Source organism: Rhizobium sp. 01L410, assembly GCF_056400165.1.
The window spans coordinates 380,444-397,365 of record NZ_JBFTST010000004.1 but is presented as its reverse complement, the minus strand read 5'-3'; the positions used below and the strand labels follow the sequence as shown (position 1 = coordinate 397,365).

Annotated in this window: 20 protein-coding genes and 1 tRNA gene; 11 read left to right on the top strand and 10 right to left on the bottom strand. The window is 60.1% G+C overall.

The window, feature by feature from the left end; genetic code table 11:
- Positions 1-76 precede the first annotated feature (76 nt).
- A complete protein-coding gene (locus AC1DV9_RS11605; RefSeq protein WP_112386148.1) occupies positions 77-358 on the top strand; it encodes a BolA family protein in 282 nt (93 codons plus the stop codon).
- A gap of 55 nt (positions 359-413) precedes the next feature.
- Here AC1DV9_RS11605 and AC1DV9_RS11600 read toward each other — a convergent pair whose 3' ends face one another.
- Genes AC1DV9_RS11600 through AC1DV9_RS11590 form a run of 3 tightly spaced genes read right to left on the bottom strand, consistent with a single transcriptional unit; the run spans position 414 to position 3,441 of the window.
- The gene (locus AC1DV9_RS11600; protein WP_477947894.1) at positions 414-1,724 is read right to left on the bottom strand and encodes an HlyC/CorC family transporter; all 1,311 of its coding nucleotides are present in this window, start codon (positions 1,722-1,724) and stop codon (positions 414-416) included.
- Entirely contained in the window at positions 1,721-2,854 is a 1,134-nt protein-coding gene (aroB, locus tag AC1DV9_RS11595; protein ID WP_477947892.1) for a 3-dehydroquinate synthase, read from the bottom strand. Before aroB ends, AC1DV9_RS11600 begins: the two co-directional genes overlap by 4 nt.
- Positions 2,851-3,441, bottom strand: coding sequence for a shikimate kinase (locus AC1DV9_RS11590; RefSeq protein WP_112386151.1), 591 nt, complete (start codon positions 3,439-3,441; stop codon positions 2,851-2,853). The genes aroB and AC1DV9_RS11590 overlap by 4 nt, the downstream gene beginning before the upstream one ends.
- Before the next feature lie 148 nt (positions 3,442-3,589).
- Here AC1DV9_RS11590 and AC1DV9_RS11585 point away from each other — a divergent pair, with 148 nt between their 5' ends.
- The 5 genes from AC1DV9_RS11585 (at position 3,590) to AC1DV9_RS11565 (ending at position 7,429) form a co-directional block, all read left to right on the top strand.
- Positions 3,590-3,766 (top strand): hypothetical protein, encoded by a 177-nt coding sequence (locus AC1DV9_RS11585; RefSeq protein WP_310296189.1) that lies wholly within the window; start codon positions 3,590-3,592, stop codon positions 3,764-3,766.
- 4 nt (positions 3,767-3,770) lie between these two features.
- Entirely contained in the window at positions 3,771-4,724 is a 954-nt protein-coding gene (gene xerD / locus AC1DV9_RS11580) for a site-specific tyrosine recombinase XerD (protein ID WP_477947890.1), read from the top strand.
- Between the two features lie 61 nt (positions 4,725-4,785).
- Positions 4,786-5,739, top strand: a complete 954-nt coding sequence (locus AC1DV9_RS11575; protein WP_112539054.1) for an acetyl-CoA carboxylase carboxyltransferase subunit alpha — start codon at positions 4,786-4,788, stop codon at positions 5,737-5,739.
- Between the two features lie 200 nt (positions 5,740-5,939).
- The gene (locus AC1DV9_RS11570; RefSeq protein ID WP_477947888.1) at positions 5,940-7,199 is read left to right on the top strand and encodes a L,D-transpeptidase family protein; all 1,260 of its coding nucleotides are present in this window, start codon (positions 5,940-5,942) and stop codon (positions 7,197-7,199) included.
- Positions 7,196-7,429 (top strand): sulfurtransferase TusA family protein, encoded by a 234-nt coding sequence (locus AC1DV9_RS11565; protein ID WP_477947886.1) that lies wholly within the window; start codon positions 7,196-7,198, stop codon positions 7,427-7,429. The genes AC1DV9_RS11570 and AC1DV9_RS11565 overlap by 4 nt, the downstream gene beginning before the upstream one ends.
- A 3-nt stretch (positions 7,430-7,432) precedes the next feature.
- Here AC1DV9_RS11565 and AC1DV9_RS11560 read toward each other — a convergent pair whose 3' ends face one another.
- Positions 7,433-8,596 carry a CobW family GTP-binding protein gene (locus tag AC1DV9_RS11560; RefSeq protein WP_477947885.1) on the bottom strand — a complete coding sequence of 388 codons (1,164 nt, stop codon included), beginning with the start codon at positions 8,594-8,596 and terminating at the stop codon, positions 7,433-7,435.
- An 11-nt stretch (positions 8,597-8,607) separates the two neighbouring features.
- Positions 8,608-9,729: a D-alanyl-D-alanine carboxypeptidase family protein gene (locus AC1DV9_RS11555; protein WP_477947883.1), complete on the bottom strand. Its 1,122-nt coding sequence runs from the start codon at positions 9,727-9,729 to the stop codon at positions 8,608-8,610.
- A 150-nt stretch (positions 9,730-9,879) separates the two neighbouring features.
- On the opposite strand from AC1DV9_RS11555, the gene AC1DV9_RS11550 reads away from it, so the two are divergent.
- The gene (locus AC1DV9_RS11550) at positions 9,880-11,043 is read left to right on the top strand and encodes a M20 aminoacylase family protein (protein ID WP_477947881.1); all 1,164 of its coding nucleotides are present in this window, start codon (positions 9,880-9,882) and stop codon (positions 11,041-11,043) included.
- 70 nt (positions 11,044-11,113) lie between these two features.
- A tRNA-Arg gene (locus tag AC1DV9_RS11545) sits at positions 11,114-11,190 on the top strand.
- A 21-nt stretch (positions 11,191-11,211) separates the two neighbouring features.
- Here AC1DV9_RS11545 and AC1DV9_RS11540 read toward each other — a convergent pair.
- Positions 11,212-11,988 carry a putative phage abortive infection protein gene (locus tag AC1DV9_RS11540; protein ID WP_477947879.1) on the bottom strand — a complete coding sequence of 259 codons (777 nt, stop codon included), beginning with the start codon at positions 11,986-11,988 and terminating at the stop codon, positions 11,212-11,214.
- Positions 11,989-12,145: 157 nt separating this feature from the next.
- Positions 12,146-12,661, bottom strand: a complete 516-nt coding sequence (locus AC1DV9_RS11535; RefSeq protein ID WP_477947991.1) for a DUF992 domain-containing protein — start codon at positions 12,659-12,661, stop codon at positions 12,146-12,148.
- A gap of 353 nt (positions 12,662-13,014) precedes the next feature.
- Here AC1DV9_RS11535 and AC1DV9_RS11530 point away from each other — a divergent pair, with 353 nt between their 5' ends.
- Positions 13,015-13,236: a hypothetical protein gene (locus AC1DV9_RS11530; protein ID WP_112386159.1), complete on the top strand. Its 222-nt coding sequence runs from the start codon at positions 13,015-13,017 to the stop codon at positions 13,234-13,236.
- 117 nt (positions 13,237-13,353) lie between these two features.
- On the top strand, positions 13,354-13,518 hold the full coding sequence (locus AC1DV9_RS11525) for a hypothetical protein (RefSeq protein WP_310296205.1): 165 nt from the start codon (positions 13,354-13,356) through the stop codon (positions 13,516-13,518).
- On the opposite strand, the gene AC1DV9_RS11520 is transcribed toward AC1DV9_RS11525, so the two are convergent.
- From AC1DV9_RS11520 to AC1DV9_RS11510, 3 genes are all read right to left on the bottom strand, one after another.
- Complete coding sequence (locus tag AC1DV9_RS11520; protein WP_477947877.1) at positions 13,519-14,316, bottom strand: class I SAM-dependent methyltransferase; 798 nt, start codon at positions 14,314-14,316, stop codon at positions 13,519-13,521. It lies immediately after the preceding gene.
- A 105-nt stretch (positions 14,317-14,421) separates the two neighbouring features.
- Positions 14,422-14,688: a BON domain-containing protein gene (locus AC1DV9_RS11515; RefSeq protein ID WP_112386161.1), complete on the bottom strand. Its 267-nt coding sequence runs from the start codon at positions 14,686-14,688 to the stop codon at positions 14,422-14,424.
- Between the two features lie 58 nt (positions 14,689-14,746).
- A complete protein-coding gene (locus AC1DV9_RS11510; RefSeq protein ID WP_477947876.1) occupies positions 14,747-15,394 on the bottom strand; it encodes a hypothetical protein in 648 nt (215 codons plus the stop codon).
- Positions 15,395-15,709: 315 nt separating this feature from the next.
- On the opposite strand from AC1DV9_RS11510, the gene dxr reads away from it, so the two are divergent.
- Complete coding sequence (gene dxr / locus AC1DV9_RS11505; protein WP_477947874.1) at positions 15,710-16,903, top strand: 1-deoxy-D-xylulose-5-phosphate reductoisomerase; 1,194 nt, start codon at positions 15,710-15,712, stop codon at positions 16,901-16,903.
- The last annotated feature ends 19 nt before the right edge of the window (positions 16,904-16,922 follow it).

Genomic DNA, 16,922 nt, shown 5'->3' with positions numbered 1-16,922 from the left:
GACAACAAGAATTGACAAATGGGAATGTTGCTGGCTTGGTGGGAACCCCTTTTTTCACCAGCAACTGGACGAAAACGTGACCCTTCAGGCCCGCATAGAAGAAAAACTGACCGAGGCTTTCGTGCCCGAACGTTTGAGCGTCATCAACGAAAGTCACCTCCACGCTGGCCACCAGCCTGACATAACAGGGACAGGCGAAACGCATATGCGTGTTCGCATCGTCTCTGAAAAATTTTCAGGAATGACGAGGCTCGCCCGCCACCGGGCCATTACCGAGCTCTTGAAACCAGAGCTCGATGCCGGGCTTCATGCCCTCGCCGTCGAACCCTCGGCACCAGGAGAAGCGACCCGCTGGTAGTGGATACCGGCCCCATATAAGTCTTCGCGGCGCGCAATCCAACAGTAAAAGCCGGTTAGACGGCCTTGGGCGCGTCTTCTTCGGCAGGACGAATGCGCAGCTTGGTGATGCGGTTCTTTTCGCGCTTCATGACGATGAAGCGCTTGCCGTAGAAGGTGAAGGCCTGCCGCTCTTCCGGGATGGTCATCGACTCGTGAATGACGAGGCCGGCAATCGTCGTCGCCTCCTCGTCGGGAAGCTGCCAGTCGAGCGCCCGGTTCAGGTCACGGATCGGAACGCCGCCATCGACGACGACGGAACCGTCGGCTTCCTGACGGACACCCTGCATCTCGATATCGTGTTCGTCGGAAATATCGCCGACGATCTCTTCTAGAATATCCTCGAGCGTGACGATGCCCTGCACCTCGCCATATTCGTCGACGACGACGGCGAAATGCTGCTTGCGGCGCAGGAAGGCGTTCAGCTGATCTTCGAGATTGGTGCTGTCCGGCACGAACCACGGCTTCTGCGCGATCCTGACGACGTCGAGATTCTCAGGCTCCACATTCGGCTCGGCCAGTGCCCGCAGCAGGTCCTTAGCATGCACGACGCCGATGATATTGTCGGTCGTGCCGCGCCACAACGGCATGCGCGTATAGGGGCTTTCGAGAATGGTACGGACCACCGCTTCCGGCGCGTCGTCGGCATTGATGGCCCGCATCGCCATGCGATGCACCATGATATCAGACAATTCGAGCTGGCTGAGATCAAGGACGCCGCCGAGGCGGTCACGGTCCGCCTTGACGACCGAGCCTTCCCGGTGAAGCAGATCGACCGCACCGCGCAGCTCTTCATGCGCCGTCAGCATCGATGTTTCGCGCGACAGCGTTATGCCGAAGACGCCAAGGATCTTGCGGACGATCGCGTTGATGAACGACGAGATCGGGCCGACGATGGCGACGAACAGCTTGACGGCAAAGGCAACCGTGAGAGCAAAACGGTCAGGCGTCGAGATCGCCCAGCTCTTCGGCAGAACTTCTGCAAAGATGACCAAGATGACGGTCATCGCCAGCGTTGCGAGCGCCACGCCGGAATTACCGAACAATCCGAGAAACAGGCTGGTCGCCAGCGCCGACGACAGGATGTTGGCGAGATTGTTGCCGATCAGCAGCGCACCGATCAGCCGGTCGCGCCGCTCGATCAGCTCCCGCACCACGCCGGCGCGCTCGTCGCCATTGGCCTCGAGCGTGTGGATGCGGCTGCGCGAGACGGCGGTCAGCGCCGTTTCCGATCCGGAGAAGAAAGCGGACATGAGAACGAGGGCCACGATGGAGACAATTTCTGGCCAGTAGACGGAAAGAAATGCCAGCGTGCCTTCGATGCTCATTGCGGGTGCTTTTCCTTGAGGAAGCTCAACACTTCGGATTGCGGCACGTCGTCGGCGATGAAGGATTGCCCGATCCCGCGCGTCAGGATGAAGGTGAACTGGCCGTTCTTGACCTTCTTGTCCTGCGCCATCGCTTCCATCAGCCTTTCGGCCGGCGGCAGCTCGCCCGGGATATCCGACATCCGCGTCGGCAGGCCAACCGCCTTCAGATGCGTCTCGACGCGTTTGGCGTCATCGGGGCTCGCAAGGTTCATGCGCGCCGAAAACTCATGCGCCAGCACCATGCCGATCGAAACGCCTTCACCATGCACCAGCCGGGCGCTGTCATAGGCAGTGGCCGCTTCCAGCGCGTGACCGAAAGTGTGGCCAAGGTTGAGCAAGGCGCGCGGGCCGTTTTCCCGCTCGTCGGCCACCACCACATCGGATTTCGCCTGACAGCTAGCGGCGATCGCCTGAATGCGGGCATCGCCGCCGGCAAACACGGCCTGCCAGTTCGTCTCCAGCCAGCCAAAGAAGTCAGGCTTGTCGATCAGGCCGTATTTGGCGACTTCGGCATAACCGGCCCGGAATTCGCGCTCCGTCAGCGTGTTCAGCACATCGGTATCGGCAAGCACCAGGTCCGGCTGATGGAAGACGCCGATGAGGTTCTTGCCATGGCGGCTGTTGATGCCGGTCTTGCCGCCGACAGATGAATCGACTTGCGACAGCAGCGAGGTCGGCACCTGCACGAAGCGCACGCCACGGCGCACGATACCGGCGGCAAAGCCTGCGAGGTCACCGATCACGCCACCGCCGAGCGCCACGACATAATCGTTCCGCTCGACCCGCGCTTCCAGCACCTTGTCGCAGACGGTCATCAGATGCTCGAAGCTTTTGGTCTTCTCGCCGGCCGGCAACACCAGCGTCGAACACGCAATGCCGGATGCCTCCAGGCTCGCGACCAGCGCATCGAGATAGATGGGCGCCACATTCGCGTCGGTGACAATTGCCGCCTTGCGGCCCTTGAGGCGGGCGGTGATTTCGGCACCGGCACGCGCAATCAGCCCCGGCCCGATCAGAATATCGTAGGCGCGGTCGCCAAGCGGCACATGCACCTTCTTTTCGGCGGCAACGGAAGCGATCGCATTCATGGCACTGCACTTTCACTTTGGTGTTCGACCACGGCCTTCAGCACTTCGTCGGCCATCAGTTCCTTGCGCACATCGCGCGACAGAACGGTCACGTCGGCCTGCGCATAGATCGGGTATCGCGCGTTCATCAGATTTTCGAGCGTCTGCATCGGGTTTTCGGTCTTCAGAAGCGGCCGCGTATCGCGCTTGTTGACGCGTTCCCAGAGCACATCCAGATCAGCCTTAAGCCACAGCGACAGGCCGCCCTTCTTGATATGCTTGCGGGTGCGGTCGTTGATGAAAGCGCCGCCACCGGTCGAGACCACGCGAGGCCCGTTCTTCAAAAGCCGCTTCATCACCCGCGTTTCGAGCGCCCTGAATTCTTCCTCACCGTATGATGCGAAGAGTTCGGTGATGGTCATGCGCGAAACGCGCTCGATCTCGACGTCGCTATCAATGAACGGAATTCCGAGCTGCTGGGCGACAAGCCGCCCGACGGAGGATTTTCCTGCACCCATGAGGCCGACGAGGATAAGATTGCGGGACCCGAGCGCGGCGCGAGCTCTGTCTTTCAGACTGTCTGCAACTGTCAGAACTGGGTCACTCATCGGTCCATTCACACTTTGTTTGCAAACGGTATCGACAAATGAAGGTGTAGCGTCAAGTCGCGGGCAAGGGAAACATGTTCCAAATGCGGCTTCTTGCACGCAATCGCGCTTCTTCCTAAAAAGAGGCCAAGCTCATGGAGTTCAAGAAATGCCGACCCTCTTCCGTTTCCTCGCTGTCTTGGCGGTTATCGCCGGGGCGATCTACGGAGGCATGGTGGCCCTGGTGACCTTCGTCGAGCCGCAGCCCCGCGACGTGACGATCCGCATTCCATCGGAACGGATCAATCCGCCGGCGACCGGCACCATCGCCCCGGCAAAGAAGTAGGCCGATGCGGGATCTCGGCCGCGCTCACGTGGAATCCTTTCTGGAGATGATGAGCGCCGAACGCGGCGCAGCCGAAAACACGCTGCAATCCTATGAGCGCGATCTCGACGACCTCCACTCCTTTCTGAACGGACGCAGCGTCCGCCTGACGGAAGCGGCCTCCGCCGACCTGACCGCCTATCTCTCGTCGCTTGCAGGCCAAGGCTTCAAGCCCTCATCGCAGGCCCGAAGATTGGCCTCGATGCGGCAGTTCTACAAGTTTCTCTACGCCGAAGGTCTGCGGACGGACGAACCGACGGGTGTGCTTGACTCGCCGAAGAAGGGCAGGCCGCTGCCGAAAACCATGGGCGTCGAAGACGTGACGAGGCTGCTGACACAAGCCGAGCACGAGGCCGGCGATCCCGCCGCCGGGCAACTGAACCGCCGTCGCATGCTGGCGCTTCTCGAATTGTTATATGCCACCGGCATGCGCGTCAGCGAACTTGTATCGCTGCCGGCCCGGGTGCTGGATCAGGAAGGCCGCTTCCTGATCATCCGCGGCAAGGGAAACAAGGAACGTCTGGTCCCGCTTTCGCAATCGGCGATCGCTGCGCTGAAGGCTTATGGTGGCGCGATGGCTGTGGAAAAAGCCAGCGCCAAGGAGCCCGCCGAGAGCCCCTGGCTATTCCCGGCAGCGTCGAAAGAGGGCCATCTGCCACGGCAGGTCTTCGCCCGCGACCTGAAGAACCTTGCGATCCGCGCCGGGCTGACCCCATCTATGATCTCGCCGCATGTCATGCGCCACGCCTTCGCCAGCCACCTGCTGGCCAACGGCGCGGACCTGCGTGTTGTCCAGGAACTTCTCGGACATTCGGACATTTCGACGACGCAGATCTACACCCACGTCCTGGAAGAACGCCTGCAACAACTGGTGCAAACGCATCACCCTCTTGCAAAACAGGCGAAAAAGCACGAATAGGACCGGCGACAAGGGGCAACGCCAGCAATTGCCCCGGGCACAAGGAACGGAAACGCACCTCATGCACAATTATCTCGACTTCGAAAAGCCGATCTCCGACCTCGAAGCTAAGATCATCGAACTGAAGAAGCTCGCGTCCGAGGACGAGAGCATCGACACGTCGGATGAAGTCGGCAGGCTCGAAGTTCGCGTTCGCGAAGCGATGGTCGATATCTATTCCAAGCTCAATGCCTGGCAGAAGACGCAGGTCGCGCGCCATCCGCAGCGTCCGCATTTCGTCGATTACGCCAAGGTATTGTTCCAGGAATTCACGCCGCTCGCCGGCGACCGCAAGTTTTCCGAGGATGCAGCCATCCAGGCGGGCCTCGCCCGCTTCCGCGGCCAGCCTGTCGCCGTCATCGGCCAGGAAAAGGGCAACGACACCAAGAGCCGCCTGAAGCACAATTTCGGCAGCGCCCGCCCTGAAGGTTACCGCAAAGCGATCCGCGTGCTCGAAATGGCCGACCGTTTCGGCCTGCCTGTAATCACGCTGGTCGATACGGCAGGCGCCTATCCGGGCGTCGGCGCCGAAGAGCGCGGCCAGGCGGAAGCCATCGCCCGTTCGACGGAAATGTGCCTTGGCGTCAAGGTCCCGATCGTTTCCGTCGTTATCGGCGAAGGCGGTTCGGGCGGCGCGATCGCCATTGCCACCGGCAACAAGGTCTTCATGCTCGAGCATTCGATCTACAGCGTGATTTCGCCGGAAGGTGCGGCCTCGATCCTCTGGCGCGATTCCACCCGCGCCAAGGAAGCGGCGACCAACATGAAGATCACCGCCGAAGACCTGAAGTCGCTCGGCATCATCGACGGCATCATCCCGGAACCGCTAGGCGGCGCCCATCGCGATCCGGACCATGTCATTGCCGCCGCAGGCGACGTGATTGCCAATTCGCTTGCCGAGCTTTCGCCGCGTTCCGGCGAGCAGCTGCGCAACGACCGGCGTCAGAAGTTCCTGTCGATGGGCCGTAACCTCTAAGGCAGCCACAGAAAAATTGGCCCGATTAGGGCCAAATCTTGGCCACAATAATGTTATCTACCAGTTTTCGCGCTTGCGGGGGCGCCGCGGGCCGGTCATATCCTCGTAAGGATTTGTAAAGTATAAGCCGCCTATGATTCTCGGTATTGCCCGGATTCTGCGGTGTGGAGCGGGCTGAATCTGGTAGTTGGGCTAACTGAATGCGCATTCGTCATTTCGCCTACGTTTCCTTGATGGCACTCGCCTTGGCGGGCTGCAACGACACACTGGAATCGGCAAGCAAGATCGACCTCTCCACCGTCAAGAACAAGGTGGAGCAGCCGCTGCCGCCGCGCATCCTGGCGCAGATGAGCGCCAAGAGCATGGATCGCAATTCGCCGATCCTGATCCGCATCTTCAAGGAAGAAGGCGCGCTCGAGATCTGGAAGGCGAAGACCGACAACCGTTTCGACAAGATCGCCGATTACAAGATCTGCGCCTGGTCCGGCCGTCTCGGCCCGAAGGTGAAGACTGGCGACCGGCAGGCTCCGGAAGGGTTCTACAACCTGACCCGTGCCAATCTGAACCCGAATTCGAAATATTATCTCGCCATCAACACAGGCTTTCCGAACAAGTATGACGCCGTCAATGGCCGCAGCGGTTCGGACCTGATGATCCACGGCGCCTGCTCGTCCTCGGGCTGCTACTCGATGACCGACGAACAGGTTCTCGAGATTTACGCCTTCGCACGCGACGCCTTCAAGGGCGGCCAGACCTCGGTGCAGCTGCAGGCCTTCCCGTTCCGTATGACCGCGGAGAACATGTACAAGCACCGGCTCGACCCGAGCTACGACTTCTGGAAGATGCTGAAGGTCGGCTACGACAATTTCGAAGTCACCAAGCGTCCGCCGGAGGTCAATGTCTGCGAGAAGAAATACGTCTTCAACCAGCAGACGGCTGACGGCGGCGGCTTCAATCCGGCAGGCAAGTGCCCGGCCATGTCGACGCCTCCGGCGCTCGCATCGGCTCTGGCGTCCTACGACAAGACCTATGCCATGGATTATGCCAAGGCCGAGAAGAAGTTCGACGGCCTCGCCTGGTATGACCCGACCGAAGCCGAACGCAAGGCCGTCGTCGCCAAGACCCGCAAGGGCCGCGATCTCGCCTACGCGCCCACCGGAACCTCGCTGGAAGCCGGCCGCATGGTCAAGGTTGCCGAGCTCGAAGGCATGATGTCGAAGCCAGCAGTGCCTGCCACGGTTCCGGCAACTGCGATCGCAGCGACGACCCCGGCGCCTGCTGCTGTAGCCGCACCGGCGACTGCGGCACCCGCTCAGTCGGCCGCCACGGCTGTTGCCGAGGCTTCGCCTGCAAACGTTCCGGTTCCGCAGCAGAACCCGCTCGCCTTCGCGCCGGAACCGCCGCAGGAAACAGCCGACGCTTCGAAGAAGCCGTTCTGGAAATTCTGGTCCAAGAATTGAGCGGTTCCGACGCCGTTGCCTATGACCTTCGCGGTCTGAAGTGTCCCCTGCCCGTGCTGAAAACGCGCCGCAAGATGTCCTCCATGGCGAGCGGCGCGCTCATCCGCGTCGAAACCACGGACCCGCTGGCAGGTATCGATATCCCGCATTTCTGCAACCAAGACGGCCATGAGCTGCTGGAAACGGTGAAGACCGAGAGCGGCCACCGCTTCCTGATCCGCAGGAAATAGGTCTCAGATCTTCATGCCGGGAATGGCAAGCGGATTGGATTCCAGCGCCGCGCGGTCGGGCGTGTCGATGCGCGGCTTGCCGAGGAAGGCATCGAACAGCGTCTTGACGAAGTCCTCGGGCAGATCCTTGGTGATCAACACCATGCGCGTGCGCCGGTCGTTTTCATCAGGCCAGGCGGACAGGCGTACCGGCGGATGGAAGATGTTCTGCACGCCATGCAGCACCAGCGGCTTGTCCGGCCGATCCGAAACCGCAACGATCGCCTTCATCCTGAGCAGCTTCTCGCCATGCGCCGAGCGCAGGAGATCAATAAACATCTCGAGCGCCATCGGATCGATTGGCTTGTCTTCGATGATCGAGAAAGACCGGATCGAGGCATCGTGACGGTTCACATCATGCGGATCCTGTCCATCGTGGTGATGGTCATGATGGTGGTGATGGTGGCCGTGACCATGATGGTGATGATGATCGTGGTGGTGATGATCATGCGCGTTTTCATCGCGCAGCCACCGGCCGACATCGGCAATCTTCGTCTCCGGATCGTAGAGGCCATTGACGAGCACGCCGGCGTTGCCGGTCTCTTCGTCATCGGCATCCATCAGAGCCGCCCGCGGATTGAGATCGCGCAGCCGCGCTTCAAGCGCGCCAAGACCTTCGCCACCAGCCATCGCCCGCTTCGAGACGATCAGCCGGTCGGCCACAGCCACCTGCTTGCGGGCTTCCTCGTGATTGTCGAGCGTCTGCAATCCGTTGACGGCATCGACGACGGTAACGACGCCATCGAGCTGAAAATTCGTGGCGATAACAGGATTGCCCATGATCGCCTGCATGACCGGCGCCGGATCGGCGAGCCCTGTCGTCTCGATGACGATGCGCTTCACCGACTTTACCTTGCCGGTCTGGATCGCATCCATCAGATTGGCAAGCGTATCGACCAACTCGCCGCGCACGGTGCAGCACAGGCAGCCGTCCGAAAGCTCGATGATCGCGTCGCCGGAGCTTTCGACCAGCAGGTGGTCGATGCCGACATCGCCGAATTCATTGATGATGACGGCCGCATCCTTCATCGCCGGATCCTTGAGGATCCGGTTCAGGAGCGTCGATTTTCCCGCACCGAGAAAACCGGTCAGGATGGTGACCGGGATCCGGTCTGCATGCAGGCTCATGGGATTTGCCCTTAGAACGACGTCGGACGCGGCAGCGGCACGGGGATATTGGCGGCATCGCCCATCGCGTCCGCCTTGGTACCCTTGTCAGGCTGGGTATCCTGCCCGGGGATCAGCCCGGCGAAGACGAAATTCGGCTCGTGGTCCATCTCGTGAATGTAAGGCGACTGCACCTTCATGCGGCCAACCTCATCGCGCGTTTCGCTGCGCACCTTGGCGCCCTTGGCGCTGCAGATTTCGGCGCTGATATCGCTCACGGCATCCTGCCCCGGCCCGTAAGGCTTCAGCGAGGCAAGCGTTGCACTTGATCCGGCGGGCATTGCAAAGCCCTTCTCCAGCAGATTGGCGGTCGCATCGGCGCGCGCCGCAAGGCTGTCCGTACCGAGCACGACCGAAACCACGGTGCGTCCGTTCCGGGTGGCAGAGCCGATCTGGTTGAAACCCGAAGCGCAGATGAACCCGGTCTTCATGCCATCCGCACCGGCAAAACGGCCGATCAGCAGATTGATGCTCGGCGTATTGGTCTTGCCGTTGGTAAAGCCTTCAAGCGCGAAATAGCCCGAATATTGCGGGAAATCGCGGCGCAGCGCGACGGTCAGGACCGCAAGATCGCGCGCCGTCGTGTACTGGCCCTTGCCCGGAAGTCCGTTCGGATTGACGAAATGAGAATCCGTCATGCCGAGCTTCAAGGCTTCCGCATTCATGCGCAGCACGAAGGCATCCTGCGTTCCGGCCACCGCTTCCGCGACGGCGACGGCGATATCATTGGCCGACTTGACCATCAGGATCTTCAGCGCGCTGTCGAGCGTCAGCTTCTGGCCCGGCTTGTAATACATCTTGGCGGCAGGCTGCGCTGCGGCCTGCTTGCTCATCACGATCGGCGTATCGAGACTGATCTGGCCGGAGCGGATGGCATCGAATGTCGTATAGACGGTCATCAGCTTGGTCAGCGAGGCCGGATACCATTTGCGGAAGGCCTCTTCATGTTCCAGCACGCGGCCGCTCTGGACATCGACGAGAATATGCGGATTGGCTTGCGCAAGCGGAACCGAAGAAAGCAGTGCGGCAGTGGCACTGACGGCGAAAGAGACCGGCCGCAGGGCGGCAAACAAACGATTCTGGCGCGTCGACACGTCTAGTCCTTAAGATGTCCGGAAAATCTCGAAACCTTCACTATTTAACGTATATGGCCATGACATGGCAAAGGCCATTGAATAAGTTCTTTTCGCGGCAGCCGCTATCTCTGCCGCAGAACAGCCCGTTACCGGTACAGGAATTTGAGCATGCCGATTTTGAACAGAGCCGCTGAATTGCAGGACGAAGTGACCGAATGGCGCCGTCACATCCACGCCCGTCCGGAGCTTCTTTTCGCGGTGGAGAACACGGCAGCCTTTGTCGCCGAAAAGCTGAAGGAGTTCGGCGTCGACGAAATCGTCACCGGCATCGGCCGCACCGGCGTCGTCGGCCTGATCAAGGGAAATGGCGGCGGCAGCCGCACTATTGGCCTGCGCGCCGATATGGACGCCCTGCCGCTGACCGAAATCTCGGGCAAGCCCTGGGCCTCGACCACGCCGGGCAAGATGCATGCCTGCGGTCATGACGGCCACACCGCCATGCTGCTCGGCGCCGCCAAATATCTGGCCGAGACGCGTAATTTCAACGGCAACGTCGCCGTCATCTTCCAGCCCGCCGAAGAAGGCGGCGGCGGCGGCAACCTGATGGTCAAGGACGGCATGATGGAGCGGTTCTCCATCGAGGAAGTCTATGGCATGCACAATCTGCCGGGCTTGCCCGTCGGCCAGTTCGCAATCCGCAAGGGCCCGATCATGGCGGCCACGGACGAGTTCACCGTCACCATCAAGGGCCGCGGCGGCCACGCGGCCCAGCCGAACCGCACGATCGACCCGATCGCCATCGGCGCCCAGATCGTCGCCAACCTGCAGATGATCGCCGCACGCACCGTCGATCCGCTGCGCTCGGTCGTCGTCTCCGTCACCAAATTCAATGCCGGCTTTGCCCATAACGTCATTCCGAACGATGCCCAGATCGCCGGCACGATCCGCACGCTCGACCCTGAAGTGCGCGACATCGCCGAAAGCCGCTTCAAGCAGGTCATCAACGGCCTTGCTGCAGCGCACGGCGCCGAAGCCGACATCGCCTTCCATCGCAACTATCCGGTGACCGTCAACCATGCGGCCGAGACCGGCCACGCGATCGCAACGGCAACCGACATCGCCGGTGCGGCCAACGTCAACCCGGAAATCGACCCGATGATGGGAGGCGAGGATTTCTCCTACATGCTGAACGCCCGCCCGGGCGCCTTCATCTTCATCGGCAATGGTGACACCGCAGGCCTCCACAACGCGGCCTACGATTTCAATGATGAGGTTATCACCCACGGCATCTCTTACTGGGTGCGCCTCGCCGAACAGCGCCTCGGCGCCTGATCTATACTGAAAACCGGACTGAAAAAGGCTTGGCTTCCCGCCAAGCCTTTTGTATGCATGAGCCCCAAGTGGTTCCGTAGCTCAGCAGGATAGAGCATCAGATTCCTAATCTGAGGGTCACGCGTTCGAATCGCGTCGGAATCACCACTACTAATGATTCATTTTGCATCAATCGCGCGCTTCGAAAGCCGACACCGGATAAATCTTTTCTAGTAGCCCTCTATACGCGCCTTTCGGTAGGTATTTCAGCAAGCGAAATTCAACAACAAACTTTCGAAAATCGTTCGACGCTTCTGTCAAAGCATTTGCAGCTATAAGAGCCACCTCAGGAGAACTCAGCTGACTTCGGACAAGATTGCCGTAGCGAATTTTCTCATGCTCACCCAACAATTGATTTTCGGAGATGCGTCGAAGGATGGTGTAGAGCACCCTAAAATAAGGCCCAAAAGAATTTTCTGCAAAGCGGTGAACGTCTTCTTCGTAGGTCCGTTTAATGAGTGCTTGGACATCACCTGCGTCATTGGGATACATATAGATTGAAGTCAGTAAACCTTGCATATGCTTTTCAGCTGCTTCGAAGGCAGACCGGCCGGACGCCGGCGACGCGCCCTTGACAGAAAAGCTGGCGTGATCCCTCAATTCCCTCGATAGTTGAAACAACTGGAAAAAAGTTGTTTCAAATTCTGCTCTTTCGAACCTATCATTTTGCTTGTCAATCTGACCTTGCTGGTCGCTAATTTCTTTGGATTGCATTCGAAGCGTTACGAGAACGCCTATAACTGCCGCAGCCGAAAACGCAGCGTTTAAGCCACCGAAGCTGTCACCCCATTGGGCGAGCGTTTCCATCTCAACTGGAAAGCCAACGCGCGACAAAAATCTGGGCAGCATTACCCAGAAACTCCATACAACCACGACAACAAATGTAAGCCCTACAGGAACCTTCATGCTCATCTCGCACGGATTGCTTTGCAACTGGAATGCGAAGCTATTCGACAGAGATATTCGGTTTCAATACGGCAAGGATAGATAGTTGGCGAAATTCTGTATTGAGCAATGCAGTCACACCCCTCCCGACAAAGCGGAAGGGGTGTCGGCGATTTGATCAGCCCGGAGTCAGCGTCATCGACGCGCTACCCGCCGCAACGTTCAGGCCAAGCTGGCCGGTCACGCTGAGTGCCTGCAGGTGGATCGAACCTGCCGTGCCGCCAATCAGCACGTTGGCGCCGACGCCGGCTCCGACGGTTGCTTCTGCAGAGGCGCCGACATAAAGGCCGCCGAGCGAGCCGCGGTGATAGCCGGCTGTCGGGGCGAAGACGGCCCAGACGAGACGACTGCGGGTGGTGAAGCCGAGGTCGATGCCGAGCTTGCGGATATCGCCGGTATAATGATCGGTCACTTCATTGCCGATCGTCGAGCTGAACACGCAATCGGCTTCCTTCGCGGAGCCGAGCACATAGCCGAGGCCCCCGCCGATATCGCACGTCAGCATGCCGATCTTGACGCCGCCGCGCGTATCCGGTTCCTCGTAGGTCCGGACCATATCGGCAGCGCTCGCCGCCGTGACGCAAGCCTGCGTAAGCGAAGCTGCTGCAATTACCATCGCAATGGTCTTTTTCATCATGGTCTCCTTCTCAAATGGCACCGGCAGCTTCTGATCGAAACCGCACCGGCAAGCAAACCCAGCCACAAATAACGTATGGGATCGCAGAACGATCCAAGCGGCCTTCATTGTTTCCATGCGCAATGAAGAACGTTCTTAACGTTCTGATCGCAAAGGGGACAATTCGAAGGCAGGACCGTTGCTTATTGGCCGCACTCGATGCCGGAATTGCTTTTCCGCATACCCCACGCAGAAATTGCGTAAGGCCGGACAATAGCCGCTCCAGGGCGAAAAACCTAAATATTTCGTAAGGTTGGAACCAGGCGTGTGATTGGCGAGTCGATCGTCCGGTTAATCGAAAGGCCAAAACCATGAAATCTCTTATTCTTGCATCCATGCTTGCAGCAGCCGCCATTGTTTCGACCACCGCGCCGTCACAGGCAGCAAACGTAACCGTAACCACCACCGAGCGCGCGCCGGCACACCGCTGGCACAAGCCGATGCACCACGTGGCGACGCATTGCTACGTGAAGACGGCCCGCTTCCACGAACACGGCCACTGGGTCGTCAAGAAGACCCGCGTCTGCCGCTAAGACTTATTTCTCAAGATTGGAGAACCGGCCGTCAGAGGCCGGTTTTTCTTTGCGCTTTGCCGGGCTGGAACTTTGCCGCTGGGGCGGCGTTAAGCTGGCAGAACAGGAGTTCCCGTCATGCGTCAAAAACTCACGCTACTTGCGATCGGCTATATCGCCATCAGCGCCGTCATCGTTGCCTTGGCCTACCAGCCGCACGGCACCACGACCACCCAGAAGACCGACCGCCTGGCCGGAGCGACCAGCAGTTCGCATTTCCTGGCGGAGCGCTTCGCCGGCTGATCAGCTGAGCGCCGGCTTGTAGGCAACGACGTGGAAATATTCTTCGTCCGGCAACGTCTCGCCGCGCAGCAACTGCCCATCGACTGAAAACAGCATCGGATCGCTGTCAAAGCCGCTCTCGCCGAGTTGAAACCGAAGCTGCTCCGGCGTCGTTGCGTAGACCATGATACCGAAATCGTGCGCGCGGTGCAGCAGAATGGCATGTTCGCCATCGCGCTGTTCCAGCGGCGCGAACCGACGCTCGCGCACCAGCCCGACGGCATGTTTCACCAGGCGAAAGCCGAGCTTCAGCGGATCGTTCGACCAGACGATCGACGAGCGCGCGCGCTTTTCCCCGAACCCATGCCAATTGCGGTTGAAGGTCGAGAACACGAAGGTGCCGCCAGCCTTCAGCACCCGGGATACTTCACCAAGAATTGCCTTGCGCCCATCCGCATCGACGGAATCGATGCCGTTATAGCTGAAGACCACGATGTCGAAGCTGCTCTTCGCAAAGCGTGAAAGATCGCGGGCGTCCATGTGCTCCAGCTGGGCTGAAGGGTAGTTGCGCTGCGCTAGCGCCACCATCTCGGGCGTATAGTCGATACCGACATAGTCAGCGGCCACCGGCTGAAACAATCCAGTGGTGCGGCCGCCGCCTATACCGATGTCGAGGATGCGCGCGCCCGCGCCGCGATTGCGAGCGATCTCGAAAACCACGCGTTCACCCTCATTGATGAAGCCAGTGCTCGACCGGTAGTCGCGCCGGGCGAGCGGGTTGCTCCATGTTCTGCGGTTGATCTCTTCCATGCGATGCATAGGCACCTCCGGTAAAACCAGGAAATTTGGCTTTAACCTATGCCGCTGCCCGTGGAGCGTCCAATTACAGAGCGTTAATCTTTTGTTAATGGTTAACGCCGGGCATCAACCGAGCAGGATCTGGTTGCGGACACCGTGGACACCTTTGACGGAGCTGACCACCGCAGTCGCCCGCTCGATCTCTTCGACTGTGCCGACAGTGCCCGTCAATACGATCTCTTCATTCTCGGCCGTCACCTGAACATCGGACGCATCGATGCTCCCGGCCACGGCCAACGCCTCGGCTGCCGCAATCTCCAGCGTCGCGTGATTGACAAACTCGGCTTCGATCTCCGGCTGTTTGCCGTGAAAAGTGGCTTCCTTGAAAACCATGACCCTTCCTCCTTTTGCAATGGCAGAGAAACGCCGGAGGCAGCGGTTGGTTCAGATCCTACCAGGTGACCCGGTAGTTGATATTCACATTTGCCGAGCGGCTTGAGGACAATGGATCATTGACGGCAGCGTTCAAATTGAGATTCGGCAGGATATTCTGGCTGACGCCGACGGAGCTCGAAAAATCCTGACCGAGGCCGGTAACGCTGCCATTGGCGGTCAGCGCTGTTCCCGTCCAGGGGTAAATCAGCTTCATCGCCTGGCTCGCAGTGACCGAGGTCTGACGCGCGGCCACCGGATCAAAGCCGACATTGACGAAGCGGCTGGTCTGGAGATCAAGCGAGTCGGAGAGAATGAAGTTTTTCGAACGGCTGAGCATCAGCGAGCCGCTGCCGCGCAGCGTATCGACGCGAATACCGGCAGATTGCTGCGCCGGTCCGGCCGGGGTCGCCCTCACCTTGCTGATCTTGCCCCAGAGTGTCGCCTGCTCCGATCCCTTGAGGATCGCATCGCCATCGGTTGCCGACAAGCCGAGATCGGCACCGGCGCTGGTTTCCCACTCGAACGGCAGACGAAACCCCATCGTTGCCTTGTAGGCCTGATCGGACACCTGCACCGGGTTCCAGATCAACAGATTGTCGGCCCGCGCCGGCAACGTTTGGGCAAGCCAGGCGGCGCATAGAATTGTCAGCTTCAGCAACGTCATCAAAGTCTGCCTTTTGGAGCGCCGAGACGCGGGAACCATGCGGAAGCATCGCGAAATGCGTCCGTTCATTCCTCCCAATTTTTGAAGTGGCAGGGCACCGCAGTGCCGTCTGCCGGGTGCGCCCAAGCGCTGGAATGCGGCTCTGGCCGTCCAGGCCACGCATCCCGTCATCCTCCATGGATGTTACAAGAGTCACATCCGAGCGCCGCTCTGTAAACCCCGTTGCGAGAGAAAACTGCTGCGTTGCACACTTGCCGCACCACCCAAAGCCCTGTAGAGCCGAAGGCAAATGACGGCTCTGGATAAGACACGCGCATGAAGACCGGCCTCACCGCGCCGCGGCGCCTCAGCATCTTTGGTTCGACAGGCTCGATCGGCGTCAACACGCTCGATGTGGTCAAGCAGCTTGGCGGCCGCGATGCTTTCGAGGTGGTCGCAATCACCGGCAATGCCAATGTAGCGCTGCTCGCCGAGCAGGCGATTGCCTGCGGCGCCGAACTCGCCGTCACTGCCGACGAAACAAGCTACGGCGCCCTCAAGGACGCGCTTGCAGGCAGCGGTATCGAGGTCGCTGCAGGCCGTGATGCGCTGATCGAAGCGGGCACGCGCAATGCCGGCCTGGTGATGGCGGCAATCGTCGGCACCGCGGGATTGGCGCCGACGCTGGAGGCCGCAAAGCGTGGCGCCGACATCGCGCTTGCCAACAAGGAATGCCTGGTCTCAGCAGGCGAGCTTTTCGTCAAGGCCGTTTCCGAAGGCGGCGGACGGCTGATCCCCGTCGATAGCGAACACAGCGCCATCTTCCAGTCGCTGGAAGATGACCAGCATCATGCCGTCGAGCGCATCGTTCTGACCGCTTCGGGCGGTCCGTTCCGCACCTGGACGCGCGAGCAGATGGCAGGCGTCACCGCCGATATCGCCCGCGCCCATCCGAACTGGTCGATGGGTCTGAAGATTTCGATCGGCAGCGCTTCGATGTTCAACAAGGCGCTGGAGATGATCGAGGCTAAGCACCTCTTCAACGTTCGTCCTGATCAGGTTGAGGTCATCGTCCACCCGCAGTCGGTCATCCATTCGATGGTCGGCTATGTCGATGGATCGGTGCTGGCGCAGCTCGGCTGCCCGGATATGCGCACCGCGATCGGCTATGCGCTGACCTATCCGAACCGCTCGAAGCTCGATGTCGAGCGGCTGGACTTCGCCAAGCTGGCGCGTCTGGATTTCGAGGCGCCGGATGAAGTGCGCTTCCCGGCACTGCGGCTGGCACGCACAGCGCTGGAACGCGGCGGCCTGCAGGGCGCCGTCATGAATGCTGCGGAAGAGATCGCCTTCCACGCCTTTTGCGATGGCCGGATTGGCTTCCTTGAGATGGCCGATATTGCCGAGCGCGTGATGGATATGATGATCAGCCACAAGGCGGCCACGACGATGGAGGACGTCTTCGCAGCTGATGACGAGGCACGACGCCGCGCCGGCGAAATCATCGCTCAAAAGGAAATGGCCGCTTAAGCGGCCATTTTTATTACGT

Excerpts from the sequence above, each read along its gene's own strand:
- AC1DV9_RS11600 (WP_477947894.1), bottom strand. The coding sequence starts at position 1,724 with ATGAGCATCGAAGGCACGCTGGCATTTCTTTCCGTCTACTGGCCAGAA.
- aroB (WP_477947892.1), bottom strand. The coding sequence starts at position 2,854 with ATGAATGCGATCGCTTCCGTTGCCGCCGAAAAGAAGGTGCATGTGCCG.
- AC1DV9_RS11590 (WP_112386151.1), bottom strand. The coding sequence starts at position 3,441 with ATGAGTGACCCAGTTCTGACAGTTGCAGACAGTCTGAAAGACAGAGCT.
- AC1DV9_RS11585 (WP_310296189.1), top strand. The coding sequence starts at position 3,590 with ATGCCGACCCTCTTCCGTTTCCTCGCTGTCTTGGCGGTTATCGCCGGG.
- xerD (WP_477947890.1), top strand. The coding sequence starts at position 3,771 with ATGCGGGATCTCGGCCGCGCTCACGTGGAATCCTTTCTGGAGATGATG.
- AC1DV9_RS11575 (WP_112539054.1), top strand. The coding sequence starts at position 4,786 with ATGCACAATTATCTCGACTTCGAAAAGCCGATCTCCGACCTCGAAGCT.
- AC1DV9_RS11570 (WP_477947888.1), top strand. The coding sequence starts at position 5,940 with ATGCGCATTCGTCATTTCGCCTACGTTTCCTTGATGGCACTCGCCTTG.
- AC1DV9_RS11560 (WP_477947885.1), bottom strand. The coding sequence starts at position 8,596 with ATGAGCCTGCATGCAGACCGGATCCCGGTCACCATCCTGACCGGTTTT.
- AC1DV9_RS11550 (WP_477947881.1), top strand. The coding sequence starts at position 9,880 with ATGCCGATTTTGAACAGAGCCGCTGAATTGCAGGACGAAGTGACCGAA.
- AC1DV9_RS11540 (WP_477947879.1), bottom strand. The coding sequence starts at position 11,988 with ATGAAGGTTCCTGTAGGGCTTACATTTGTTGTCGTGGTTGTATGGAGT.
- AC1DV9_RS11535 (WP_477947991.1), bottom strand. The coding sequence starts at position 12,661 with ATGAAAAAGACCATTGCGATGGTAATTGCAGCAGCTTCGCTTACGCAG.
- AC1DV9_RS11530 (WP_112386159.1), top strand. The coding sequence starts at position 13,015 with ATGAAATCTCTTATTCTTGCATCCATGCTTGCAGCAGCCGCCATTGTT.
- AC1DV9_RS11525 (WP_310296205.1), top strand. The coding sequence starts at position 13,354 with ATGCGTCAAAAACTCACGCTACTTGCGATCGGCTATATCGCCATCAGC.
- AC1DV9_RS11520 (WP_477947877.1), bottom strand. The coding sequence starts at position 14,316 with ATGCATCGCATGGAAGAGATCAACCGCAGAACATGGAGCAACCCGCTC.
- AC1DV9_RS11515 (WP_112386161.1), bottom strand. The coding sequence starts at position 14,688 with ATGGTTTTCAAGGAAGCCACTTTTCACGGCAAACAGCCGGAGATCGAA.
- AC1DV9_RS11510 (WP_477947876.1), bottom strand. The coding sequence starts at position 15,394 with ATGACGTTGCTGAAGCTGACAATTCTATGCGCCGCCTGGCTTGCCCAA.
- dxr (WP_477947874.1), top strand. The coding sequence starts at position 15,710 with ATGAAGACCGGCCTCACCGCGCCGCGGCGCCTCAGCATCTTTGGTTCG.